Genomic DNA, 24,928 nt, shown 5'->3' with positions numbered 1-24,928 from the left:
GGGCGCGCGGATTCCCATCGCCCGCCGACGACCCGCGCCGTAGCTACCCGCTGTTGCGCAGCGCGGTCGCAATGGCGTTGATCGACAGTTCGATGCCTTCCTTGATGCGCGGGTCGTCCTCGCCCGCGCGGTGGCGCTTGAGCAGTTCGACCTGGAGCAGGTTCAGCGGCTCGATATAGGGCAGGCGCAGCCGGATCGAGCTGTCCAGCGACGGGCTCTTCTCCAGCAGGCGCGACTGGCCGGTGGCGGCGAGCAACCCGTCATGGGTGATCTGCCAGCCTTCGCGAATGCGCCCGAATATGCTCTCCGCCCTGTCCTGATCCTCCACCAGCGGCAGGTAGCGCGCCGCGATGCCCAGGTCGGATTTGGCCAGCACCATCTCCATGTTCGCCAGCGCCGATTTCAGGAACGACCAGTGCTGCGCCATGTCGGCCAGCAACCCCTTGTCCTCGAACGCCGCCATGGCATGGCCCACGCCATACCAGCCCGGCAGCATCACGCGCGCCTGCGCCCAGCTGAATACCCAGGGAATGGCGCGCAGATCCTCGATCGCCGTGCTCTGTTTGCGGCTGGCAGGGCGCGATCCGATCTTCAGGCCGGCGATTTCCTGGATCGGCGTCAACTGCCGGAAAAATTCCTTGAATCCGTCCGTCCCGTAGACGAGGGCGCGATAGGCGGCGAAGGCGCTTTTCGACAATTCGTCCATCGCTCCGGCAAAACGGGTCGCGTCGCGTTCCGAAATGCCTTCCGGTTCCAGGCTGGCCAGCAGGGTCGCACTGGTCATCGCTTCCAGATTGGTCATGGCGACGTCGCGCGTGCCGAACTTCGCGGCGATCACCTCGCCCTGTTCGGTGATGCGGATGCGTCCCTGCACGCTGCCCCTGGGCTGCGCCTGGATCGCGGCGAAGGCCGATCCGCCGCCGCGACCGACCGCGCCGCCCCGGCCGTGGAACAACTGCATCGCCGCGCCCGCGTCGGCGAACACCGGCTCCAGCGCCTGGCTCGCCTTGTACAGGCTCCAGGTCGAGGTGATGTAGCCGCCATCCTTGTTGCTGTCGGAATAGCCGATCATCACTTCCTGATGGCCGCGTGCCTTCACCACGCCGGCGATCTCCGGCAGGCCGAAATAGGCGGACATGATCTTTGGCGCGGCCTCCAGGTCGCCGATCGTCTCGAACAGCGGGATCGCCATGATCGCGGCGCGGGGCGGATCGCCATTTTCGGCTGCGCGCCACAGCCCGGCTTCCTTCAGCAGGATGTTGACCTCCAGCAGGTCCGACACGCTCTGCGCCATGGAGATGATATAATGGGTGATGCATTGCGGGCCGTAGATGCGATGCGCCTGCGCGGCGGCCTGCACGATGGCGAGTTCGGTCGCCGTTTCCTCGCTATAGTCCGAAAAGCGCGATCCCAGCGGCCGGTTGTTCGCAAGTTCCCGCCGCAGCAGTGCGATGCGCGCATATTCGTCGAGCGCCAGATAGTCCGCCTCGACCCCCGCGACCTTCAGCAGTTCGGCGACGACCCGCTCATGCACGGCGCTGTTCTGTCGCATGTCGAGTGTGGCGAGGTGAAAGCCGAACGTCTCGACCGCGCGGATCAGCCGGCCCAGGGCGCCGCCGGTCGCGAGCGCGCGGTCGCCTTCGCTCGCCAGCCCCTGCGCGACGATGACGAGATCGTGGCGCAGGTCCGCGGGGCTGGCATAGGGGTCGCCCTTCAGGCCCGACGGCCGTGCCGGCTGCCCGCCGGTCAGCGCGACGCAGGTCGCCGTGAGCCGCGCGTAGATGCCGCTCAGCGCGCGGCGATAGGGCTCGTCCTTGCGGCTGGGCGACGCATCGCCGCTGGCATCGGCCAGGTCCAGCACCGCCTGGGGCACATGGGCCAGTTCCGTGGAAAGCGAAAGCTCCGCGCCCAGCGCGTGCACGCCGTCCAGATAATAGGCGATGGCTGCCGCTGCGCCGCGTTTGAGCGCATGTTCCAGTTGCGGCGCCTGCACGAAGGGATTGCCGTCGCGGTCGCCGCCGATCCAGCTTCCCACCCGCAGAAAACTGTGCGGCCGGGCGCCCAGCACCCGTTCCCAGCGGGCATAGAGGGCGGGCAGCACCGGCAGGAAGCTGTCACGGAAATAGGCCAGAACATTCTCGATCTCGTCGGCGACGAACAGCTTTTCGCGGCGCAGCGGGCGCGTCTGCCACAGCAGCGCGATCTGGCGGAATATCGCCTCCTCCAGCTTCTCGCCATCGGCCGTTTCCGTGCGGCCCAGATCCTTCAGATGCATCAAATCGGCGATGCGATTCTTGTGATCGATCATGCTCTTGCGCCGCACCTCGGTCGGGTGGGCGGTCAGCACGGGCACGATCAGGCTGTGGGCCAGCAGGTCCAGTATCGCCGCGCGACCGACACCATGCGCTTCCAGCCGTGCGACCGCCGATTCGACGTCGGCGCCCGGCTCGGCCGCCACGCCCTGCCGGTCCTCGGCCAGGTTGGCGAGCATCGAAAACAGCATGAAGCCGCGCGTGAAATTGAGCGTGTCGTCCAGGCTGAGCGCATCCAGCCCGGTATCGGTCAGGTCCGCCCCCTGCACCCCGCGCGCCCGGTCGACCGATGCCGAGCGGATATATTCGGTCTGCTTGTAGAGATGCTCCCCGCCATAGGCGCGGATGACATCGCCCAGCAGGCGCCCGAGATAGCGGATATCGGGATTCTGGGTGATCGCGGGCGGCGGAGCCGCCGCTTCGGAAGAGGGAGTCGCCATGGAAGCGATGCTGCGCTGCGGTAGAGGGTGGGTCAAGGGGATTAGGGCAAACCGGATTCGCAGGGTGGCGCAGGCAGCGCGCCTGCCAGCGGGAGCGGCGGTCCGATGGACAGCTTGTTCACCTTAACCGACACCCCGGCCTCGCGGCGGAGTCTCGCTTCTGGAGAGGAAAAGCGGGATGCGGGGTCGTGCCCGGCATGACGATGCAGGACGGGCAAACAACGATCATTTGTCGCCGACCGGCAGCTCATTTCCATTCCCCGGAAGCGGCCATTCGTTTAAGTCTCGCAGCCTATGTGGCATCGGAGAAGTTGCCGCTCAGCCTTCACCAATCTCCATCGTTCCGTTTAGACCCGAGCCTGTCTATACGTAGCCAAAGAAGCAGCAAGGCGCTTACGGCATGAACAGAGTGGACAACGATAAAGGTGGCTTCATAAGGCGCAACCTCATCATTTTAATCTTTTGTGCTATGCTGTCATCTATGCCCCTGATGTGGATTCTAGATGGATCAACACAGTTGTCACCCGACCATAGCGATCACGTTTTTGTGGGAGCTTTCGTATTTGGCTTAGTTGTTGCAATAATTTTATCCACGATCATCGTCGTCGTAAATCCACCGTCTCGCTACTCGCTATTATGGACAACGATAATATTATTCTTTTGTATGATATTTTTTGGAACCCTTCTAGGAATGGCTTTGATTTCCAAAGGGTATCAAATCGCTGAATTTTCTGGACCACAAGTCACTCGGAAGATAGAAAACTTTGCGATAGCACGTGCATACAAGACATATGGAAAGGGCGGCTGCTACCACATTCAACTGCGCGATTATTTCGGCGACTTCTGCATTAATAGGCGGGAATATAGAACGGTTTTTTCCGATGCGGAGGATACGCAGTCGAGTGGATATTGCCTACGCGCAGAAACGGAGCGCAACGGTAGTGCCATTCGTATTATGCACTCATCGAGTTGGCCGTTCCGCAAAGGTGCAGTGGTAAGGTGTGGCCAACCGTAGCTGGACAATGTCAACTATCGACCGCTGCTTGTTGGAAAGCCGACATCCTGCAATCCACCGCACGTCGTCATCCCCGTGAAGGCGGGAACCCATCTCCTGACCTCTCCCGCATCACCAGGTTGAGAGCGCAATCCCCCCTGGCGCGGTATCGATGACGCTTGACGCGCTTGCTCCACCGCTCTGCCAAAAACCCCCTTTCCTACTCGAACATTCTTTGATCTATCCTGTCGGATGGAACAGCACCTCATGCCCGCATCGCCGCCCATGCCGCCCGTTCCCGTCGACCGCGCGCACTGGAGTCCCGCCAAACAGCGCCTCTTCCTGAAAGCCCTGGTCCAGACCGGCTGCGTCGCCCGCGCCGCCGGCATGGCGGGGATGTCGCGCACCAGCGCCCATCGCCTGCGCCGGCGTCTCGCGGGCACGCCCTTCGACCAGGCGTGGGACCGGGCGCTGGCGCTGCATGCTCGCCGCATGGCTGATCCCTTCGGCGCTCATCCCGCGCCCGCGCCGCCGCAGGCATGACGCCGGTGGGACGCGTCCCCGTCGCGTCGCCGTCACCTTGGCGTGACCTTGCCGTCGCGTCGGCGTGGCCTTGCCGTGACCCGGCTGACGCGTCGCCGTCGCTTCGCCGTGGCTGTGGCAGGACTATCGGACCAGATCGCCCTCTTTCCACCCGACGACGGTGTGAACTTCTGCCAGCCCCGGCAGGTGGCGCGTCGTCCGCGACCGCATGCCCCTTGCGCTCCCCCACCCGCCGCGCCAAAAGCCCCTCGTGACCGCCAGCATCAGCATAGGAACCGATCATCACGGCAAGGACGTGCTGGTCGACGTGGAGGAATTGCTCGCCACCCGCCTGCTCGTCCAGGGCAATTCGGGGTCGGGCAAGTCGCACCTGCTGCGCCGCCTGCTGGAGGAAAGCGCCGCCATGGTGCAGCAGGTGGTGATCGATCCGGAAGGGGATTTCGTCACCCTTGCCGACGAATATGGCCATGTCGTCATCGACGCGGGCGACCATAATGAGCGCGACATCGTGCGTATGGCGACGCGCATCCGCGAACATCGCGCATCCGTGGTGCTCAGCCTCGACGCGCTGGAGCTGGAAGCGCAGATGAAATGCGCCGCGACCTTCCTGTCGACCCTGTTCGACGCGCCGCGCGACCATTGGTATCCCGCGCTGGTGGTGGTGGACGAAGCGCAGATGTTCGCACCGGTCGCCGCGGGCGACGTGTCGGACGAGGCGCGGCGCCTGTCGCTCGCCGCCATGACCAACCTGATGTGCCGGGGGCGCAAGCGCGGGCTTGCCGGGGTCATCGCCACGCAGCGCCTCGCCAAGCTCGCCAAGAATGTCGCGGCGGAGGCTTCGAACTTCCTGATGGGCCGCACCTTCCTCGACATCGACATGGCGCGCGCGGCGGACCTGCTCGGCATGGAGCGGCGGCAGGCCGAGCAGATACGCGACCTGGAACGCGGCCGCTTCCTGGGCCTTGGCCCTGCCATCGCCCGGCGGCCGGTGTCGGTGAAGATCGGCGCGGTCAGGACAGGTACGCGCGGCGGCGGGCACAAGCTGATGCCGCCGCCCGTGGCGGCGGCCGGGGATTTTCAGGAATTGCTGTTTGCCAAAGCGGCGGAGGACGACCTGCCACCGCCGCCGCCGCGCGCCGAGCCGCCCCCCCGTGCCGCCGAGGAGATCATGCGCGCGCTGGCCGACACGCCGCAGGCCCGGCCCGCCGCGCCCGAACTGGATTTCGGCGAGAATGAACCCGTCGTCATCGGCGTGCTTCAGGACATCGTCGCCGATCTGGGCGACGCCGCGCCGGGCGTGTCGACGCTCTATCAGGATTTTGGCGTGCGTTGCCGGATGAAGGGGCTGAAAAAGGCGCCGCTCGACCTGCCCGCCTTCCGCAGACGCTTCGCCATGGCGCAGGCGGGCATGGCCGATGCCGACGATCCGCGCTGGCAGGACGCGCTGCGCGCCGCGGCGCCGGTGCCCGAGGACATGCTCGCCCCCTTCCTGCTGATCGCGCGCGCGGCGATGGACGGACAACCCTGCCCGGATGACGGTGCGCTCGCCCGCGCCTATGGCACGAGCTCGCCGGGTCGGGTCCGCCGGCTGATCGACTATATGGAAAAGCTGGGCGTCATCGTGGCGCGTACCGACTTTTCCGGCAAACGTTCTATCGGCGTGCCGGGTCTCGGGCTGTCGACCGCCGCGGCAGAAGGATGAGCCGCCCCGCCATCCTCTTCGTGTGCCTCGGCAATATCTGCCGGTCGCCGCTGGCCGAAGCCGCGCTGCGGGCGGAAGCGGACAAGGCGGGGGCCGACATGCTGGTCGATTCCGCCGGCACCGGCGACTGGCATGTCGGCAGTCCGCCCGACCGCCGCGCGCAGCAGCAGGCGTTGCGCAACGGCATCGACATTTCGGGCTATCGCGGGCGGCAGGTGCAGCCGGGCGATTTCCGCCGCTTCACCCATATCTTCGCGCTCGACGCTGACAATCTGCGCGACCTGCGCCGCATCCGGCCGGCGAACGGGACCGCGCGGCTCGGCCTGCTGATGGACATGGTCCCCGGCCGCGAGGGAACGGGCGTGGTCGATCCCTATTTCGGATCGGATGCGGGGTTCGAGGTGACGTGGGACGACGTAACCCGCGCCGCGCGGGCGATCATGGAGCATCTGCGCTGAAGCGGGGGGCGGGCGCGCCGCCTGCCCCGAAACCGCTCACTGCACGCCCTTCAGCAGATCCTCCACGGTATAGACATTGCCGTTCGCGACCACCGTCTTCACCTTGAACGTGTTGGCGATATTCTCGCGCGGGTCGCCGTCGATCAGCGCGATGTCCGCCAGCTTGCCCGCCTCCAGCGTGCCGGCGTCCAGATTGAGCGCGCGGGCGGAATTCACCGTCGCGGTCTGGAGCGCCTGGAACGGGGTCAGCCCGCCGTCGACATAGGATGCGATTTCGGCGTGCAGGTTGGTGGCGATCATCGTGTCGGTACCGGCGACCACCTGCGTGCCCGCGTCGTACATCTTCTTCATGCTGGTCAGCCCGCCCTTGAGCAGCGGCCCGACGATCCGTGCCATCGCGTCCTCGTCCTTCGTCACCGTCTCCTGCGCCCAGTCTGGGTAGAGCTTCACGCGGGGATCGCTGCGATAGTCGGGATTTTGCCGGAGATATCCGATCAACGCCCCGAAATTCGTGGGCGTCAACGTCCGCTGGCTCTTGCCGAACAGCTGGATCACATCCTCATAGGCCATGCCGCCCGGACCCTGCTTGGGCGAATAGCCGCGCCGGCTGGTCGCGCCCATATGCTCGGTGCCGTCCACGCCGGAATAGGCCGCGGGAAAGATTTCATGTCCCGACACCGGGATGCCCATGTCGTGCGCCGCCTCCACGATGCGCCGCTGGTAGATGTCGGGCATGCGCACATAGCTTTTTTGGATGTCATATTTCAGCGCGCGGGCGCGGGCCAGTTCGCGCTCCAGATGGGCCGGGCTCGAAACGGCGATACCCATTTTATAGTAGACGCGCTGCCATTCCAGCAGCGGCCCCCCGGTGTAGAGGCGCGGGCTGATCCGCACGCCGGCTTCGGCCGCCTCGCGGTCCTCGACCGCGTCGTAGACCTGCGTGCCGGGATCGCGGACCGTGGTGATGCCATAGGCCAGCCACGCCTTTTCCAGGTTCGACCCGAAATCCTTCTGGATGTGCGAATGATATTCGATCAGGCCGGGAATGGCGGTCAGACCGCTTGCGTCGACATAGCGCGCGCCGGCCTCGCTCTTGGCCGGGTCGTGATCGCGGATGGCCACGATCCGGTTGCCGTCGATGACGATGTCCTTGTTCTTCTGCGTCACGTCATGGACGGAATCGACCAGGCTTCCGACGTGGATGATGGTGCGACCCGTCGGCTTGGCAAGGCGGTAGCTGAGGTCTACCGGCACGTCTGTCAGGACGCCCGTTTCCATGTTGACCGTTTTCAGCTTTTCGTTGGACTGGAACAGGATGGTCTTCGAATCCCCGCTCCATGTCGGGTAGAAGGCGATGTCCGACGTGTAACTGCGCGCGGGGCCCATAGGCTTGCCGTCCTCGCCCACCGACCAGACTTTCAGCAGACCTTCGTAGATGCCGGCCATCTTGGTCCCGTCGGGGGACCAGGCCGGGCCGCTGCCGCTGCGCGTGTCGAGCGACATATTCTCCTGCGGAATCTGCCAGAAGGGCTTGGTCTTGCCGTCGACCGGGATCACATAGACCTGATTGGTCCCTTCGCGGAAGCTGTTGGAAAATTTGTAGGACAGGCTGATCGCGACATATTTGCCGTCCGCCGACCAGCTCGGGCTTCCCGGCTGGCCCAGCGATCCCTGAAGCCGCGTCACCGTGCCGGTGGCGACGTCCACGACGCACACGCCCGCTACCCCCCAGCGCCCGTCGACGTCGATGAAGGCAACCTGCCTGCCGTCCGGCGACCAGGCCGCGCCCAGCGGCTGGGTGTCCATATTCGTCAGTTGCCGGTCCTTGCCGGTCTTCAGATCCTTGATGAACAACTGCGGCAGGCCGCCGACCCGGTCGGAGGAAAAGACGATGCTGTTGCCGTCCGGCGACCAGTCGGCATCGGCGTCGAGCGCGGCGTCCTTCGTCAGATTTTCCGGTGTGCCGCCCTTGACCGGCACGACATACAGATCGCCCAGCGCGACGAAGGCGATGCGGCTGCCATCGGGCGACAGCCGCGGATGGGTAATGCCCAGCGCCTTGCGCGGCGCCGTGGAATCCCAGTCGCGCTTGGCGCGCGCATATTGCGGTCGCACGACTTCCAGCGTCGCGGTGAATTCGACCGTCGCTTTCCGCGTGCCGCCGTGCCGGATCTTGCCGTCCGACACATAATAATAGCCGCCCTTGCGCCAGGAGATGCGGAAGGGAAAGACATTTTCCGTGCCGCTCACTATCCGGTCGTCGATGAACAGATGGCTGCCGCTGTCGTCCTGCACCACATAGGCCAGTTCGCCCCCCGGGCCGAAGGACGGGGCGTCGACCTTGCCTTCCACCTGTTTCAGCAGCGTTTCGGTGCCGTCCGCCAGGCTTGTGGCGTAAATGGCGGTCTTCGGTCCCTCCGCGCCCGAATAGGCGATGCGCGCGCCGTCCGGCGACCAGGTCGGCATCCGGTCCTCGCGCGGGTTGCTGCTGATCTGCTTCAGTGCGCCGGTGGCGACGTCCATCGTCCAGATGTCGTAATTGCCGCTGCGGTCCGACGAGAAGGCGATGGTCTTGCCGTCCGGCGAATAGACCGGCTCGCGATCATCATAGGCGCCCTCGGTGATCTTGTGCATGTCGCTGCCGTCCGGCCGGATCGACCACAGGTCGTAGCCGCCGTCGCGATAGGCGAAATAGAGCAGGCTGGACCCGTCGGGTGCCCAGACCGGTTGGCGCGCGTCGTTGAAATAATCGGTAATCCGCTTTGCCTTGCCGCCCGCTGCCGGGATGATCCACAGGCTGCCCTGGATGTCGACGGCCAGCCACTTGCCGTCGGGGGAGGCGGATACCGCCATGGACGTGCCTTCATGCACATCGAAGGCGATGGGCGTCTCGCCGCCGGGCGGCGGCAGGTTGGCGGGCTGTGCCAGCGCCGGACCGGCGGCGCCGATCATCAGGGCGAAACCGAGCGTCTTGAACGAAGATGACATTACCAAAATTCCCCCGGGAAAGCGCTTACCAGCCAAAGACATATCGTTCGCGGCGCACGTCCGCGCCGCCGCGCAGCGTGCCGGTTCCGGGCACCACGCCCGCCGCGACAATGCCGGTGGACACGCCGAACGGCCCCACAACGTCCAGCCTGTGCCCGCGCGCGGTCAGCCCGTCGCGCACGGCCTGCGGCACGCGATCCTCTATCTCCAGCACGCCCGGCTCGTCCTTCTTGATCGCGAAGGAGCCGTGGAAATGGTTGGAATTGACGCGCGGCGCCTCGATCGACGCCTGGAGCGGCTGGCCGAAGGCGAGCACGCGCAGCAGCACGTTCATGATCTGCTGGTCCTGGTTGTCGCCGCCCGGCGTCCCGATGGCGAGATAGGGCGCGCCGTCCTTCAGTACCATGGCGGGCGACAGCGTGGTACGCGGCCGCTTGCCCGGCGCCAGCACATTGGGGCTTTCCGGGTCCAGGTCGAACACGGTCATGCGGTTGCTCATCGGCACGCCGGTTTCGCCCGCGATATAGGCGCCGCCCAGCAGCCAGCCCGAACTGGGCGTGCAACTGAACAGGTTGCCGGCCTTGTCCACCACCTCGATCGCGGTGGTATCGGCGGTCGGGACCGGCGGTCTTTTCAGCATGTGCGGCATGAAGGCGGGAGTCGGCCGCTTGCCGCCTTCCATCGCCCATGGGTCGCCATAGCGATGTTCCAGCGATGCGCGCGGGCCGATCAGCTTGGCGCGCTGTGCGGCGTAGGCCTTCGACAGCAGCGCCCTGGCGGGCACCTTTGCGAAATCAGGGTCGCCGAAATAGGCGTTGCGATCGTCGAAGGCGAGCTTGATCGCCTCGGCGAGCGTATGCAGATAATCCTCGCCGCCCGGTTCCATCGACGCGATGCCCGCCGCCTCGGCGATGTTGAGCGCGATCAGCAGCGCGGGCCCCTGGCTCCAGAACCCGCCCTTGCACACGGTATAGCCGAATACGTCCGCCGTCAGCGGCGCTTCCACCTTGCCCTGGTAACGGGCCAGATCCTCATAACGCATCAGCCCCCCGTCGGCTTCCATCGCCGCGCCGATGGTGCGGGCGATGTCGCCCTTGTAGAATGCATCGCGCCCGGCCTGGATCGCGGCCTTGCGGTCCTTGCCCGCGGCGAGCGCCGCCTTGTCCGCCGCCGCGATGGTGCGCATCGTCCGCGCGAGGTTGGGCTGGCGGAATATCTCGCCCGTTTTCGGCAGCTTTCCGCCCGGATAATAGGTGTCGTAGGCGGTCTTGTATCTGGACGTCGCCTTCTGCTGGCTGACGAACACCTCGGCCAGGAAATTGTACATCACGAAACCGTCGGCCAGCTCGATCGCCGGCTGCATCACCTGATCCAGCGTCATCGTGCCGTTGAGTTGCAAGGCGCGGGCCATGGCGTCGACCATGGCGGGAATGGTGCCGCCATTGGGGCCGTTGCCCGGGATCATGCCCAGGCTCGCGAACTTGTCCGGCGTGGCGAGCGCGGGCGCGGTGCCCTGTCCGTTGATGACCGACACCTTTCTTGCGCTGCTGTCATAGATGATCGTCGGCGCCTCGCCGCCGAATCCGAAATGGGAAATCTCGGTAACGGCCGCGGCGAACACGGCGGCCACGCCCGCGTCCGTCGCATTGCCGCCCGCCATGAGGATGCGGGTGCCCGCCGCGACGGCATAGTGGCGTCCGGCGGCGACGATGCCGAAATTGCCGACAATTTCCGGGCGCAGCGTTTCGCCCGCGCTTTTCAGACGCGTGGGTTCAGGCGGGGGCGCCGTCTGCGCGGTCGCCGCGGGTGCCGGCGGCAGGCCGGCGGCCATCGCCGTGCCGCCGGCGACCGCCCATTTGCCCAGGGCACGACGGCTCATTCCCGAAATCGGGTCTTCTCGCTTCATCTATGGTTCTCCCTGTCCCCGCGCCTGTCGCGCGGGAAAAGTGCATGGAACGACCCGAAGGTTCAGGTCGGGCTCAATATGATCCGGTTGCCTTCCATCCGCGTCACGACCCCCAGGCTTTCCGCCACCGCCTCGGCAAAGCCGCGCGGGTCGTTGGCTACGAACAGGCCGGTTATGGTTTCCTCCGCCAGCGCCGGGTCGGCAATGACGATGCGTTCGTCGTTGTAGCGCGCGAACTGCGCGGCCGCGCTGGCCAGCGTCGTGTCGCGAAATGCGATCTTTCCGTCGCGCCAGTAGAGTTCCTGCTCGATCGCATCGGGCGCAATGGTCGCCGTCTCGATCGGCGCGCGCGCACTAGGATCGACTACCGCTCGCATCCCTTGGGACACGCGCACCGGCGTGGCGGCCGCGGCCTGGCTGACTTCCACCACGCCTTCGCTGACGATCACGTCGACCGGCCTGCTGTCTTCGTGGCGAACGGTGAAGGCCGTGCCCACGGCGCGGACCCGGGCGTCGCCCGCCACCACGACAAAGGGCCTTTCCGGGTCCTTCGCCACGTCGAACAGCGCTTCGCCCCCGCGCAGGACGATGGTGCGCTGTTCGGCGGTGAAGCGGACGTCGATGCCGCTGGCAGTGTTCAGGTTGACGATGCTGCCGTCGGACAGGGCGATGCGCAGCATTTCGCCCTTGCCGGTCATGTAATGCAGCCCCCGGCCCAGCAGGCCGATGCCGACCGCGCCGACCGCCGATGCCGCCAGCGCCGCGCCGGCGCCCCACAACATGCGCCGCCGGGTGACGATGGCGGGGGCCTGCACCGGCAAAGCGTTCAACGGATCATACTCTTCCCGCGCCATCTCGATGCGCGCCAGCGCGGCCCGCGCCATCGCCCACGCGCCGAGCCTGCGGCTGTCGCCCGCCAGCCAATGATCCAGTTCCGCCTGTTCGGCGGAGGTCAGCGCGCGTGCGTCAAGCCGGGCCGCCCAGATGGCAGCCTGCCGCTCGATCTCCGCACTGCTTTCCCTGCTTGTCATATGGCTCCGGATCCGGGATTTGGACATTAGACGCGACATGGTCCGATTTTCCGCCACGTCCGAAAATATTTATCAGGTGCCGGATTCCCCGTCCGACATGCTTTTCCACCGTGCTCTCCGAAAGGCCCAGCTTTTGCGCGGTTTCGCGCTGGGACAGGCCCTGGACCTTGCGCAGCACGAAAGCCTCGCGGCATTTTGGCGGTAACCGCCCGATGGCATCCGCGACCAGCCGGAACTCCTCCCTCTGTTCCGCCTGGGTGTCGGGGGGCAGGTCCTCGGCCTTGAGGCTCAGGCGCTCGATCTCGCTGAGCGATTCCATCGACACGACCGGCGCGCGGCGCACTTCCGTCGCCACCACCGACAGCGCGGCGCGGAAAAAATAGGCGCGGGGGTTTTCGATATGGTCGACCGCCGGCAGGCTGGCCAGCTTGGCATATGTTTCCTGCACGACGTCATCGATCAGGAAGCCATGCTGGATACGCCCCGCCAGCCAGCGTCGCAACGCCGGTTCATGCGGACATATATGGCGTGCCAGCCAGAAGGCTCTGCTTTCCTGAATCGGTCGATCCCTTCCTCAAAAAAGATCCCCTTTGTCAACGAAGCGGCGCGGCGAATCCGCCGTGAGGGCGCCGAAATTCCACCATGAAAAAAATATGACGGTCGCGATGGCGGATATTTCCTCCGGCCGTGTCTTTCCAATCATGATCGGTGGCGATGCGCCGCCGGTTTGGGGAGGATGCTGAGGCTTTCGAACAGACGAAGCCGGAAGGGCATGCAAGCCGGCCCGACCGAGCCGGCGCGAAGCAGTGGGATTTTTTTCGAACGGGTGACCGGCACGCGGCGAGGGCCGCGCGCTGCACGGTGGCGCTCGCCCTGCGGGGCGACAAGTGGGGGAACGAGAAGATGACCAGTTTCAGGTTTGTGGCGATGGTGCTGGCCGGCACGAGCGCACTTGCGCTCGCGGGCGGGACCGCCATGGCGCAGCAACGCAATTTCGACCTGCCGGAAGGGCGTGCCGCCGACGTGCTGCCGTCCTTTGCCCTGCAAAGCGGCCTGCAGATCATCGCCCCGTCGAAGAAGCTGCGCAATACGCGCACGCCCCGGCTTCAGGGTGCCTATGACGCGCGGCAGGCGCTTCGGCGCATCATTCGCGGCACCGATCTGGTGATCGGGTCCGATCGCAACGATGTCGTCACCCTGCGCGACCGCAGCCTGACCGCCGCGCGCGGCGATACCGCCGCCATGCGCCCCATCGCCTTTGCCGAAATGCAGGTCGGCGGGGGCACCATGTCGGATGCCGCGCCCGCCCCGCTGCCGGCCGAACCGCAGGGTGAGGACGGCGCCGAAATCGTCGTCGTCGGCACCCAGATCCGTGGCGCCAAGACCACCGGCGCACTGCCCGTCAGCGTCGTCGGCCAGGAGCAGGTGGATGCGGTCGCCGCCGTCTCGGGCGCCGACCTGTTCCGCTCCATCCCGCAACTGGGCGGCGTGACCTTCAACGAACAGGTGCTGGGCGGCGGTTCGGGCAACGCGGCGCGCGGCGACGTGTCCACCGTGTCGCTGCGCGGGCTGGGCCAGGGCAATACGCTGCTGCTGATCAACGGCCGCCGCACCGTGCTGCACCCGACGTCGCAGGCGATCACCGGCGTCGTCGATTCCGGCGTGCCCACTTTCGGTTTCAATGCCAACACTATCCCCGTCGGCGCGATCGAGCGGGTCGAAGTGCTGCGCGACGGCGCGGCCGCGCTCTACGGATCGGATGCGGTGGCGGGTGTCGTCAACAATGTGCTCAAATCCAATTTCACCGGTGCCACCTTTGACGCGCAATATGGCGGGGCGGAAAGCACCAACCTGCGGGAATTCACGATCAACGGCCTGGTCGGGTTCAACTTCGGCGGCGGGCGGGGCAATATCTCGCTCTATGGCGGCTATGCCCAGAAGTCGAAGCTGTATCTGAGCGATCAGGACTATACCGCCAATCTGGACCGCCGCCCTTATGTCGTGGGCACGCCGTTCGAAGGCAATGCGTCGTTCAATGGCACGTCGACCAGCACCCCCTGGGGCAATTTCCAGGCAAGCGGTTCGGGCATCATCACCAGCAATGGCGTCGCGCTGACCAATATCTCGCGCCAGTTCCACATCCAGCCATCGACCAACGCCGGCTGCCAGGTTGCGGCGATGACGGCGGGCATGTGCTGGGACGATGGGAATGGCGCCACCCAGATGGCGAGCGTCGATTCGAACCTGCGATATGACTCAAACCAGACCTTCACCGACCTGACGACCCAGCCATCGGTCAAGCGGATCAACCTGTTCAGCTTCATCAATTATGAACTGACCGACAATCTCGATTTCTTTGGCGAGCTGGGGTTCTACCAAGGCAAGACCGAAGCCTATATCGGCAGCGGCGGGTCGCTCTCCAACATCCCGATCACCGTGGCGGCCAATGCTTATTGGAACCCGCTCGGCCCCACCCTGCTGGCCGACGGGTCGGTCAACCCCAACCGATTGCCGGGCCTGGTCGGCGTTCCCGACGAAGGCCTGCCGGTCACGATCCGCGGCATGAACTATGTCGATGCGGGCAGGAAGTCGGTGAATGTCACCAACTATCAATATCGCTTCCTGGGCGGCCTGCGCGGCAACTTCGGCGACTGGAACTGGGAATCGGCCGGCCTCTATACCTGGGCGACGGTGAAGGACACGATGGACGGGACGTCCAGCACCCTGTTGCAGGCGGCGATCAACAAGACGACGCCCGACGCCTATAACCCCTTCAACGGCGGCTGCATCGACACGCCGGCGGTCGGCGACTGCACGCCCAACGATCAATCCATCATCGACAGCTTCCGCATCCAGGCGACCCGCCGCAACAAGACCACGCTGGCGCTTTGGGACCTCAAGATTTCCAATGCGGACCTGCTCGGCCTGTGGGGCGGCAACAGCATAGGCCTGGCGACCGGCGTCGAATTCCGCCGCGAAACCTACAAGGATGATCGCGATCCGCGCCAGGGCGGCATCCTGGGCGTCGACACCACCTATACCGACGCCGTCACCGGCACCTTCTACGGATCGGACCTGATGGGCGCCAGCCCCAGCCCGGACGTGAAGGGCAACCGCAAGGTGTGGTCGGCCTATGCCGAACTCGCCATTCCGCTGGTCAGCCCGGACATGGAAATCCCCATGTTCCGTTCGTTCGACATACAGATTGCGGGCCGGTACGAGAAATATAGCGATGTCGGCGACGTGGCGAAGCCCAAGATCGCGGCGAGCTGGGACCTGTTGCAGGGTTTCCGCCTGCGCGGTTCCTGGTCGCAGGGCTTCCGCGCGCCGAACCTCGAAGTGCTCAACACCGCCACGCTCGACCGCGTGAACGGCGGCACCGAATATATCCTCTGCGAAGCGGATCTGCGCGCCGGCCGCATCAGCAGCTTCTCGCAATGCGCCCGCCCCGTATCGGTGCTGCGCCGTTCGGGCGGCAACCCGAACCTGAAGCCGGAAGAATCGACCAGCTGGAATTTCGGCGCGGTGTTCCAGCCGCCGCTGCCCGAAGGCTGGGGCGCGGTCACCTTCACCGTCGACCGCTGGCGCATCAAGCAGAAGGGCGTCGTGGGCCTGCTGGACTATCAGAACGCGCTCAACCTCGACTATCTGCTGCGCGTGCAGGGCAGCAGCAACCCGGCCGTTGTGCGCCGCGACCCGACCGCCGACGACATTGAGCTGGTGCGGGGTACCGGTCTCGCGCCGGTGGGCGAACTGCTCTACGTTACCGCGCCGTTCCAGAACCTGCTGCCGATCCAGGTCGACGGTCTGGATTTCAATCTCGACTATCGCCTGCACACCAGCACTATCGGCGATTTCTCGTTCAACGTGAACGCGGCCCGCCTCATCAAATATCAGGTGGACGCGCCCGCCGCGGTCCAGGCGGTGATCGACGGCCAGGCGGACGGCACGATCAACGGGGCGGTGCCGGTATCGGGCGGCGGCGACGTTGTCGGCCGCGACGGCCAGCCGCGCTGGCGGATTTCGGGCAACCTGACGTGGAATTACGGCCCGGTGCGGATCGGTGCCTTCACCCAGTTCATCTCCGACGTCTACCAGAACGGGGTATTCGATGCGGCGGGGAACAACTTCGTCGTGAAGGGGCAGACCACCGTCAACCTCTATGCCACCTACAAGTTCGACCAGGGCATGTTGAACGACACGGCGATCACCATCGGCGCCCGCAACATCTTCGACAAGAACCCGCCGCTGGCATCGAGCGGCTATCTGTCGAGCCTGTATCAGCCGCAAGCCCGCTACTGGTACACCAGCATCAAAAAGAGCTTCTGATGCAGGAAGACGGAATTGCCCGCCGCGAACTGATCGCGGCGGGTTTTGCCGGGGCCGCGCTCGGCCTGCCGGTCGCATCGGCCTTCGCCCAGTCGGGCACGCGCGCGCCCGACGCCCCGCGCAGCGCGCCCGCCGCTGTCCGGGCACACCGGGTCGAAGTGCCCATGCCCCACGGCGGCGTGGCCGCCGGACACCCGCTCGCGGCGATGGCGGGGACGCGGATGCTGTTGCAAGGCGGCAGCGCGGCCGATGCCGCAGTTGCCGCGATGGCGGTCATGAACGTCGTCGAACCCTGGGCCTCCAGCGCGGCGGGTAACGGCTTTGCCACCTGTCTCGACCGGAAGGCGGGGAAGGTCCATTCGCTCGCCTTCACCGGCGGCGCGCCGGGTCTTTTCGATCCCGACGTCGACCCCGGGGAACTGGACAGCGGGCACAAGGCGGTGACGGTGCCCGGTGCCTTTGGCGGCTGGATCGAACTTGCGCGCAAATTCGGCCGGCTGCCCATGTCCGCGCTGCTCGAACCGGCCATCGGCTACGCGCGCGACGGTCATCCGCTCGATGCGTCCATCGCCATGTTCATCCGGCGGCAGCAGGCGGTGCTGGCGCGCTATCCCACCAGCGCGGCCGTCTTCCTGCCGGGCGGCGCTCCGCCCCCGCCTCGTGCCATCTTCCGCAACGAGCCGCTGTCGCGCACGCTTCAGGGCCTCGCCGATGCGGAAACGCGCGCGCTCAAGGGCGGGGCCAGCCGCGACAAGGCGCTGATGGCTGCCTACGACCATTTTTATACCGGCCCGGTCGCGCGTGAGATGAGCCGCTTTTCGGAGGCGAACGGCGGCTGGCTGCGCATGGCGGACATGGCCGCCTACAAGCCGATATGGGAAGCGCCGGTATCGACCGGCTATCGCGGCCTCGACGTCTATTGCAGCCCGCTGACATCGCGCACCGGGCTCGAACTGTGCGAACAGCTGAATATCGTCGAAGGCTGGGACCTTGCCGCGCTGTCAGCTACCGATCCGCTGCTCACCCATTATCTGATAGAGGCGATCAAGGTCACCAAGGCCGATGTCTATCGCTATGCCGGCGATCCCCGCTTCGTGAAGGTGCCGGTCGACACCCTGCTGTCCAAGGATTTCGCGGCGAAGCGCAGGGCGATCATCGACCGCGCCCGTGCCATCGCCTTTCCGCAGGGCGCCGACATCGCCATGGCGGGCCGCGCGCCGGTGCTGGCGCTGGCCGACGAACAGTCGCGCGGCGGCGACACGACCAGCCTGTCGGTGGTGGATGCCGACGGCAACGCCGTCGCCGTCACGACCACGGTCGGCGGCGGTTTCGGCACGTCGGTGATCATGGGCGACACGGGATTGCTGTGCAACAACGGCCTGCGCACCGGGTCGACCGCGCCCTATGACGGCCATCCCAACCGTGCCGCACCGGGCAAGCGCGCACTGCTGGGCAACGGCCCCATCATCGTGCTGGAAAAGGGCCGGCTCAAACTGGTGTGCGGGACGCCCGGCGGCGAGACGATCGGCCAGACGCAGTTCCAGTTCCTCGTCAACGTCATCGACCGCGCCATGCCGATCCAGGAAGCGATCGAGGCGCCGCGCTTCGCCCTCGACGCCGAACCCAGCTTCTACAAGCCGGGCGCACAGATCGCCGTGCAGATGGAAAGCCGTTTCGCCCCCGCCGTCACGCAGGCGCTGACTGCCATGGGGCATAAGGTGGCGACGGTCAGCCCCTTCGCCATCGGCAGCATCCAGGGCGTGCTGGTCGACGCATCGGGCGCCCGCATGGCCGGCAGCGACCCGCGCCGCATGGGCTATGCGGTGGGCTATTGACGATGGCGGGCGGGGTCGGTCGGCCCGCCCATCCTTTCACATGCCCCTCCCGGCCTCTTGTCGAGGCCAAGGCCCATGCGCGCCAGACGCCGCAGCATGTCGGCGGTTTCCATGATATACTGGGTCAGCCGGCAAAGCTGATGCCGATCCACACTGTGCGCGGCGTGCCCAAATCCATCGACCCGCCCGAATTGCGGGTGACCACGGTTTCGTCGAACAGATTTTCGCCCCGTGCGATCAGGCTGATGCCAAGGCCGAGTGGCAGGCGCGCGGTCGCGTCCAGCGTCAGCGCGTCGGGCAGCACGTCGCTTTGCAGATCGTCCTCATATTGCTTCGCCACATAGCGTAGCGTGGTGGAGAGCGACGGCCCCCCCTCGGGCGCCCAGGCGAATGTGGCGCTGGCGCTATGGCGCGGGCTTTGCGCGGGGGTCAGGCCGTCGAATGGCTGCCCCGGGGTATGGACGATGCTGTGGCTGTAGGCATAGGATGCCGACAGCAGGAAGGCACCGGATCGCGCGCTGGCGGTCAGTTCCACGCCTTTCGCCACGATGCGGTCGACATTCCGGCGCTCGCGCGTTTTCGCGTCGATCGTGACGTTTGCGATGGCATCGTCAAGCCGGTTGTAGAAGGCGGTCGCGCCAACGGTCACGCCCGGCACGGGGTGGACATCGACGCCCATCTCCACGCCCTTCAGCTTTTCGGGCTCCAGCGCCGGATTGGCGTTGGTGGTGACGGGAAAGACCACGAAGGGGCGGTAGAGTTCGTTGAGCGTGGGCAGGCGAAAGCCGGTGTAGCCCGCCGCGCGTAGCGCCACCGCGTCGGACAGGTGAAGCAGGGCGCCCGCGCGCCCGGAAAACTGCCAGTCGGACCGATCGGCATAGGCACGGTCGGCGATCGCCGCATTGGCGGCGGACCGGGCGCGGTAAAAGCCGTCGCCGATCGACCAGTGATCCGCCCGGACCCCGCCGGTCAGGACCAGCGCACCTATGGTCCAGTCATCCTCGGCGAACAGCCCGCTCGTTTCCTGCCTGCCGCCCGCATGGCGGCGCTGGGTCACCGGATTGGCGGCGGCGCCGGCATCATAGGCGTCCTCGAACATGTCGCCCCGGGCAAAGCGCGTATCCACGCCGATGCGCAGCATATGGGCGTCGCCGACCGGCGGGCGCAGCTCGATCTTGCCGCCCAACCCCGTCGAGGGTGTGTTGCGCTGGTCCAGCGTCTTGCGGAAGGAACTGGACGATATGACGATGTTCGAGAAGTTGCGCACCTGGACATAGGCCAGCGCGTCGACCTGCCATGTGCCGCGCGCGACAAGCCGGATGCTGGCATCCTGCCCCTCGCTGGCCGAATCGGCACCCTTGAAGCGCAGCGTGCGCGTGTCGCGGAACAGCGTGCCGCGCACCTGCACCTCGGCATTCGCCGACAGAGGTGCGACCGCGCGCAGATTGGCCGACCAGCCATCATAGGCCGCCGGTACGCTGGCGGCTACACGCTGGTCGCGGGGCGTGGTCCAGAATCCGTCGCCCCGGTCCCATCGCCCCGACACGGACACATAGCCGCCGCCCAGGTCGGGCGTGACGCTGGCCGACAATATGGTCGCGTCGCGGCTGCCATACAGGGCACTCCCGGAAAAATCGGGCAGCTGGGCGCGCGTCGCGCTCGCCAGTTCGACCGTGCCCGCGACCGCGCCCGCGCCGAACGCCCCGGCGCCGCCGCCGCGCGTCACTCGCACGACCGACAGCCGGTCGGGCACCAGCGCGGAAAAGGGGATGTAGCCGAAAAACGGATCCGCCACCGGCACGCCGTCCAGCAGCACCAGCGCGCGGCTCGACGCATTGCCGCCCAGCGCGCGCAGCGTCGCACCCTGCGCCGACGGATTGGCCGACCGGCTGTCCGACCGGCGGAACTGCTGGAAACCGGCGACGTCGCCCAGCACATTTTCCATCCGTCCGGACGCGGTGTCGGTCAGCCGCTGGCGGTCGATCGTCACCGATCCATAGGCGGGCGTGCCCGGCGGCAGCGCCAGTCCCTGCCCGGTCACGACAAGGACGCGGGAATCGTCGCCGGTGTCCGGCGTCTGTGCCAACACCGTGCCCGGTACCGCGATCAAAATGGCAGGCAAAAGGATTCTCATGTCACGCCCCTTATTATCTCCCCCCTTCCCGTTTCAAACGGAAAGGGGCCGACCGCTACCTGAAACGGCAACCGCTCGTGAGGCCGAGCCGACGTCGCATCCCTTCGGTGGAGCCTGTGCGTCGGTCTAGCGCCGCGCTTCGAACAGGGACATGCGCCGTGCCTGCCGCAGATTGACCGGCGCGCTCAGTTCCCGGGCGAGCATGGTCAGCATCCAGGCGCGGTGCCGCGTCAGAAATTCGGAAAAGCCGTCCGGGCTCGACGGGTCGAATACGGGAATGGCCCAGGCCGCTTCCGACTGCACATAGGCGGCGGGCAGGGGAAGGGCCGCATCGTCCGGCTGGTCGACATGATTGCCGAAATAATCGTTGTTGCTGAAGCGGATGAACCGGGCGGGCGCGAAACCCGCGCTGATCAGATAGTCGGGGCCGTTGCGACCGCTTTCGCTGCCATAACGGGCGGTGCCCGCGACATTGAACACATTGTCGGCGAAACGCACGTCGTGGGCCCATCCTTCCCATTCGGTCGCCACGACCATCTGCACGTCCCTGTCACGCCCGACATGGACGACATTGCGCTCGATCAGCGCGTCGGACACATTGCCGGCGAGCTGGAATATGCGGCTGCCGTCATTACGGCTGACATTATAGCGCGCTACCGTGCCGCGATTGCCCAGATTGTCCGTGTCGTTGCTGCGCGGTGAACAGATCAGCAGGAAGCCGCCCGCATTGTCGTGGCTGTAATTGTAGAGCAGCGTGGTGCGCCGAGAGTTGAAGTCGGAATCGAACCCCTGACCGTCATAGCGGGTAACGGTGTAGGCCGCCTCGTTCAGCTGGATCAGGCTGTTGTCCGTACTCCATTGCCAGATGCCCGCATTATAGCCGGGCGCCCGGCTGCCGGCATAGCGGACGATATTATGTTCGATCAGCGCGCCGTCGGTGCCGCGCGGAACGATGCCGTCGCCGCCGACATCCTCGACCAGGTTGTCGCGGATGACGACCTGTTCGCTGGGAAACCAGTCGCTGACGGATATGCGGTCGCTGATTCCGGCGATGCCCGACCGGTCCACGCGCCATATGATATTGCGTTCGATCGCCAGGTCCAGGAAGCGCGTGGGGAGCCGTTGGCCCACGGCGCGAAAGACGATGCCGCCATTGTCCTTGCGGCTGTTCGTCCCGCTTATGTCATGGATATACATGTCGCTGACGCGGATGCCGCGCGTGACCCCGCGATCCTGTGCGGATACGAGCACGCCATAACGCGGGGCCGGGGTCGCCGCGGCGTTGGTCAGCTCCAGCCCGCTGACGGTCACATATTCCGCATTGATGATGCCCACCGCATGGGATGATACGCCGCCCGCGTCGATCCGCGGGCGGGGGCCGCCGCCTGCGGCGGCGACGACCACGGGCGCGCCGGCCCGGCCGGACCGCGTGATCGTCAACGGCTCCGTCCAGACCGATCCCGCCGCCAGCAGCACCGTGTCGCCCGGGCGGAGCGCGAAGCCATTGACCTTTGCAAGGGTGCGCCACGCCCGCCCGGGCGCCGTGCCGTCGGCGCGATCATTGCCGCTCAGCGCGTCCACATAATAGGTTTCGGCGCGCGCCGCCGCGACGGTGCCCGACGAAAGGAGCAGGATGGAGGCAAGGGCAGTCCGGACGAGGGATGGCAAGGGGCAAAGTCTCCGCAGGCTATGACAAGACAGAATGGCCCCATCGGACTGAACGCGCGCTGAAGTGCGCCGGTCCTGCGCTTCAGCCCGGCAGTCCCACCATCGAAATCTGCCGGCCATAGCCCGGTTCGCCGCGATGGCAGGAGCGGCGATAGCTGTAGAAGCGCCCGGGCTGCGCATAGGTATCCTCGTCCAGCATTTCGATCCGGGCCACTCCGGCAGTTGCAAGCCGCGACGCGACATAGCCGCCCACATCGAACATCAGATGCCCGGGACGTCCCTCGGCAAAGAAGCGGGCATTGTCGGCATCCTGCGCCTCGAACGGCCGTGCGAACTCGGCCGTCACCTCATAGGAGGCGCGGCCGATGCACGGGCCGATGGCGCAGGCGATGCGGTCCCGCCGCGCGCCCAGTGCCGCCATTGCCGCGACGGTCGCTTCGGTGACCCCGGCAATCGCGCCTTTCCAGCCGGCATGGGCCGCGCCGATGACGCCCGCGTCGGCATCGGCCAGCAGCACCGGCACGCAGTCCGCCGTCAATATGCCCAGCAGCAGGCCCGGCCGGTCCGTCACCATGGCATCGGCGGCGGGCCGGTCGGCCTCCGCGATCGGGTCTTGGACCGTCACCACGTCTGGCGAATGAACCTGCCGCACGGTCACCAGCGTGCCGCCCGGCATCAGCCCATCCCGCGCCATGTCCCGGTTGCGCGATACGGCCGCGCGATCGTCGTCGGACCCCAGTCCGACATTCAGCCCCGCATACAGGCCGGTCGACACGCCGCCCCGGCGTCCCGCAAAGCCGTGCGGAACGTCCGCCAGCGCCCGCGCCTTCAACAATTCAATCACATGCGTTCCCTTCGGGGCAGTCCGTCAATCATGTCATTGCCGCGCAACATACTTGCGCGACGCAGATTAGGCGATAGTCTCCCCCTCCCATAAGCAAAAGAGGCGCGTCCGTCGGCGCGTCGCGCTAAGGGAAAAAGAGGTCTTCATGATATTCGGGCGCGTAAAGCCTCTCGACGCCATTTTGGCGACGGCCGAGAAAAAATCGCTGCATCGCTCGCTGGGCGCGTTCCAGCTCACCATGCTGGGTATCGGCGCCGTCATCGGCACCGGCATCTTCGTCCTGACGGCGGAAGCCGCGCAGAAGGCGGGGCCGGGCATGATGCTTTCCTTCGTCATTGCCGGCTTCGTGTGCGCTGTGGCCGCGCTCTGCTATGCGGAAATGGCAGCGATGGTGCCGGTTTCGGGCTCCGCCTATACCTACAGCTACGCCGTGATGGGCGAACTCATCGCCTGGATGGTCGGCTGGGCGCTGATCCTGGAATATGCGGTCGCAGCGGGCGCCGTGTCGGTCGGCTGGTCCGGCTATGTCGTGGGCCTTATCGAACATACATTTCATATCGACATTCCCAACTTCCTGACGCGCGGGCCTTATGACGGCGGCGTGGTCAACCTGCCCGCGATGCTGATCGCGGCGCTCGTCACCTGGTTGCTGGTCATCGGCACGAAGGAAAGCGCGACGGTCAATGCCGTGCTGGTTGCGATCAAGGTGTCGGCGCTGACGCTGTTCATCGTCCTTTCGGTCCCGGTGATGAACATGGACGGCTTCAGCCCCTTCGCCCCGCTGGGCTTTTCCGGCATTTCGGCGGCGGCGGCCTCCATCTTCTTCGCCTATGTGGGCTTCGATGCCGTGTCGACCGCGGCGGAGGAAACCAAGAACCCGCAACGCAACATGCCGATCGGCCTGATCGGTTCGCTTGCCGTCTGTACCGTCTTCTACATGCTGGTCGCCGCTGGCGTGATCGGCACGGTCGGTGCACAGCCGGTCACTGCGGGCGGCATTCCCATCGCGCAGGGCGGCATCGCGCTGGCTCCCGGTTCGACCGAACTGTCGCAGCAATGCGCCGCGCTGGCCGCCGCCGGTGCCGAAGCCGTGACCTGCTCCAAGGAAGCGCTGGCCTGGACGCTGCGGGAAATCGGGTGGCCGCAGATCGGCAACCTGCTTGGCCTCGCTGCGGGCCTGGCGCTGCCGTCGGTCATCCTCATGATGATGTTCGGCCAGACCCGCATCTTCTTCGTCATGAGCCGTGACGGGCTGTTGCCCGAAATCTTTTCAAAGGTACATCCGACCTACCGGACACCCTATGTCATCACCATCCTGACGGGCATTTTCGTGGCATTGTTCGCGGCCTTCTTCCCGGTCGGCATCCTGGCGGACATCTCCAATTCCGGCACCTTGTTCGCTTTCGCCGCCGTGTCGATCGCGGTGATGGTGCTGCGCCGGACCGACCCCGCCCGCAAGCGTCCCTTCCGCACGCCGGCGATCATGGTCACCGCACCGGTCGCGATCATCGGCTGCCTCTACCTGTTCTGGAGCCTGGGGATCGAAACCAAGCTGATGTTCGTCGGCTGGGCGGCGGTCGGCCTGGTCGTATATTTCGTCTACAGCCGCAACCGCAGCTATGTGGGCCGTGGCATCATCGACGTGCACGAGGACGACAGCGATACGCCGCCGCAGCCCGTGCCGCCGCTGCCGGGTGCGCATACGCCGGGCGGCAAGGACGCCTGACCGACTGCAAGACGGGGC

Annotated in this window: 15 protein-coding genes; 7 read left to right on the top strand and 8 right to left on the bottom strand. The window is 66.1% G+C overall.

Going from position 1 to position 24,928, the window contains the following annotated elements; genetic code table 11:
- Positions 1 to 43: 43 nt before the first annotated feature.
- Positions 44 to 2,752 (bottom strand): phosphoenolpyruvate carboxylase, encoded by a 2,709-nt coding sequence (ppc, locus tag J3E64_RS07960; RefSeq protein ID WP_253341830.1) that lies wholly within the window; start codon positions 2,750 to 2,752, stop codon positions 44 to 46.
- Positions 2,753 to 3,152: 400 nt separating this feature from the next.
- On the opposite strand from ppc, the gene J3E64_RS07955 reads away from it, so the two are divergent.
- From J3E64_RS07955 to J3E64_RS07940, 4 genes are all read left to right on the top strand, one after another.
- Positions 3,153 to 3,767 carry a hypothetical protein gene (locus J3E64_RS07955; protein ID WP_253341828.1) on the top strand — a complete coding sequence of 205 codons (615 nt, stop codon included), beginning with the start codon at positions 3,153 to 3,155 and terminating at the stop codon, positions 3,765 to 3,767.
- Between the two features lie 246 nt (positions 3,768 to 4,013).
- The gene (locus tag J3E64_RS07950; RefSeq protein ID WP_253341826.1) at positions 4,014 to 4,289 is read left to right on the top strand and encodes a LysR family transcriptional regulator; all 276 of its coding nucleotides are present in this window, start codon (positions 4,014 to 4,016) and stop codon (positions 4,287 to 4,289) included.
- 250 nt (positions 4,290 to 4,539) lie between these two features.
- The gene (locus tag J3E64_RS07945) at positions 4,540 to 5,991 is read left to right on the top strand and encodes an ATP-binding protein (protein WP_253341824.1); all 1,452 of its coding nucleotides are present in this window, start codon (positions 4,540 to 4,542) and stop codon (positions 5,989 to 5,991) included.
- Complete coding sequence (locus J3E64_RS07940; protein ID WP_253341822.1) at positions 5,988 to 6,449, top strand: low molecular weight protein-tyrosine-phosphatase; 462 nt, start codon at positions 5,988 to 5,990, stop codon at positions 6,447 to 6,449. The genes J3E64_RS07945 and J3E64_RS07940 overlap by 4 nt, the downstream gene beginning before the upstream one ends.
- 36 nt (positions 6,450 to 6,485) lie before the next feature.
- Here the strand turns inward: J3E64_RS07940 and J3E64_RS07935 are convergent, their stop codons facing one another.
- The 4 genes from J3E64_RS07935 to J3E64_RS07920 all read right to left on the bottom strand — a co-directional run bounded on the left by J3E64_RS07935 (position 6,486) and on the right by J3E64_RS07920 (position 12,897).
- Positions 6,486 to 9,437, bottom strand: a complete 2,952-nt coding sequence (locus J3E64_RS07935; protein WP_253341820.1) for an LpqB family beta-propeller domain-containing protein — start codon at positions 9,435 to 9,437, stop codon at positions 6,486 to 6,488.
- A 25-nt stretch (positions 9,438 to 9,462) separates the two neighbouring features.
- On the bottom strand, positions 9,463 to 11,343 hold the full coding sequence (locus tag J3E64_RS07930) for a gamma-glutamyltransferase family protein (protein ID WP_253341818.1): 1,881 nt from the start codon (positions 11,341 to 11,343) through the stop codon (positions 9,463 to 9,465).
- A 62-nt stretch (positions 11,344 to 11,405) separates the two neighbouring features.
- A complete protein-coding gene (locus J3E64_RS07925) occupies positions 11,406 to 12,374 on the bottom strand; it encodes a FecR domain-containing protein (RefSeq protein ID WP_253341816.1) in 969 nt (322 codons plus the stop codon).
- On the bottom strand, positions 12,310 to 12,897 hold the full coding sequence (locus J3E64_RS07920) for an RNA polymerase sigma factor (RefSeq protein ID WP_367398614.1): 588 nt from the start codon (positions 12,895 to 12,897) through the stop codon (positions 12,310 to 12,312). The genes J3E64_RS07925 and J3E64_RS07920 overlap by 65 nt, the downstream gene beginning before the upstream one ends.
- A 764-nt stretch (positions 12,898 to 13,661) precedes the next feature.
- Between J3E64_RS07920 and J3E64_RS07915 the strand changes: the two genes are divergently transcribed.
- A complete protein-coding gene (locus J3E64_RS07915; RefSeq protein WP_253342313.1) occupies positions 13,662 to 16,703 on the top strand; it encodes a TonB-dependent receptor in 3,042 nt (1,013 codons plus the stop codon).
- Positions 16,703 to 18,538 (top strand): gamma-glutamyltransferase family protein, encoded by a 1,836-nt coding sequence (locus tag J3E64_RS07910; RefSeq protein WP_253341812.1) that lies wholly within the window; start codon positions 16,703 to 16,705, stop codon positions 18,536 to 18,538. Before J3E64_RS07915 ends, J3E64_RS07910 begins: the two co-directional genes overlap by 1 nt.
- 124 nt (positions 18,539 to 18,662) lie before the next feature.
- On the opposite strand, the gene J3E64_RS07905 is transcribed toward J3E64_RS07910, so the two are convergent.
- The 3 genes from J3E64_RS07905 to pgeF form a co-directional block, all read right to left on the bottom strand.
- Complete coding sequence (locus tag J3E64_RS07905; RefSeq protein ID WP_253341810.1) at positions 18,663 to 20,672, bottom strand: TonB-dependent receptor; 2,010 nt, start codon at positions 20,670 to 20,672, stop codon at positions 18,663 to 18,665.
- A 126-nt stretch (positions 20,673 to 20,798) separates the two neighbouring features.
- On the bottom strand, positions 20,799 to 22,340 hold the full coding sequence (locus tag J3E64_RS07900) for a right-handed parallel beta-helix repeat-containing protein (protein WP_253341808.1): 1,542 nt from the start codon (positions 22,338 to 22,340) through the stop codon (positions 20,799 to 20,801).
- An 82-nt stretch (positions 22,341 to 22,422) separates the two neighbouring features.
- Positions 22,423 to 23,184, bottom strand: coding sequence for a peptidoglycan editing factor PgeF (gene pgeF / locus J3E64_RS07895; protein ID WP_253341806.1), 762 nt, complete (start codon positions 23,182 to 23,184; stop codon positions 22,423 to 22,425).
- Between the two features lie 145 nt (positions 23,185 to 23,329).
- Between pgeF and J3E64_RS07890 the strand changes: the two genes are divergently transcribed.
- Positions 23,330 to 24,910, top strand: coding sequence for an amino acid permease (locus tag J3E64_RS07890; RefSeq protein ID WP_253341792.1), 1,581 nt, complete (start codon positions 23,330 to 23,332; stop codon positions 24,908 to 24,910).
- Positions 24,911 to 24,928 lie beyond the last annotated feature (18 nt).

The sequence above is a fragment of the Sphingobium sp. OAS761 genome, assembly GCF_024168485.1.
Taxonomy (GTDB): domain Bacteria; phylum Pseudomonadota; class Alphaproteobacteria; order Sphingomonadales; family Sphingomonadaceae; genus Sphingobium.
Note: the sequence above shows the minus strand (reverse complement) of the source record. Positions and strands in the feature narration are given on the sequence as shown.

Excerpts from the sequence above, each read along its gene's own strand:
- J3E64_RS07910 (WP_253341812.1), top strand. The coding sequence starts at position 16,703 with ATGCAGGAAGACGGAATTGCCCGCCGCGAACTGATCGCGGCGGGTTTT.
- J3E64_RS07930 (WP_253341818.1), bottom strand. The coding sequence starts at position 11,343 with ATGAAGCGAGAAGACCCGATTTCGGGAATGAGCCGTCGTGCCCTGGGC.
- J3E64_RS07905 (WP_253341810.1), bottom strand. The coding sequence starts at position 20,672 with ATGAGAATCCTTTTGCCTGCCATTTTGATCGCGGTACCGGGCACGGTG.
- ppc (WP_253341830.1), bottom strand. The coding sequence starts at position 2,752 with ATGGCGACTCCCTCTTCCGAAGCGGCGGCTCCGCCGCCCGCGATCACC.
- J3E64_RS07935 (WP_253341820.1), bottom strand. The coding sequence starts at position 9,437 with ATGTCATCTTCGTTCAAGACGCTCGGTTTCGCCCTGATGATCGGCGCC.
- J3E64_RS07915 (WP_253342313.1), top strand. The coding sequence starts at position 13,662 with ATGTCGGATGCCGCGCCCGCCCCGCTGCCGGCCGAACCGCAGGGTGAG.
- J3E64_RS07950 (WP_253341826.1), top strand. The coding sequence starts at position 4,014 with ATGCCCGCATCGCCGCCCATGCCGCCCGTTCCCGTCGACCGCGCGCAC.
- J3E64_RS07925 (WP_253341816.1), bottom strand. The coding sequence starts at position 12,374 with ATGACAAGCAGGGAAAGCAGTGCGGAGATCGAGCGGCAGGCTGCCATC.
- J3E64_RS07940 (WP_253341822.1), top strand. The coding sequence starts at position 5,988 with ATGAGCCGCCCCGCCATCCTCTTCGTGTGCCTCGGCAATATCTGCCGG.
- J3E64_RS07890 (WP_253341792.1), top strand. The coding sequence starts at position 23,330 with ATGATATTCGGGCGCGTAAAGCCTCTCGACGCCATTTTGGCGACGGCC.
- J3E64_RS07955 (WP_253341828.1), top strand. The coding sequence starts at position 3,153 with ATGAACAGAGTGGACAACGATAAAGGTGGCTTCATAAGGCGCAACCTC.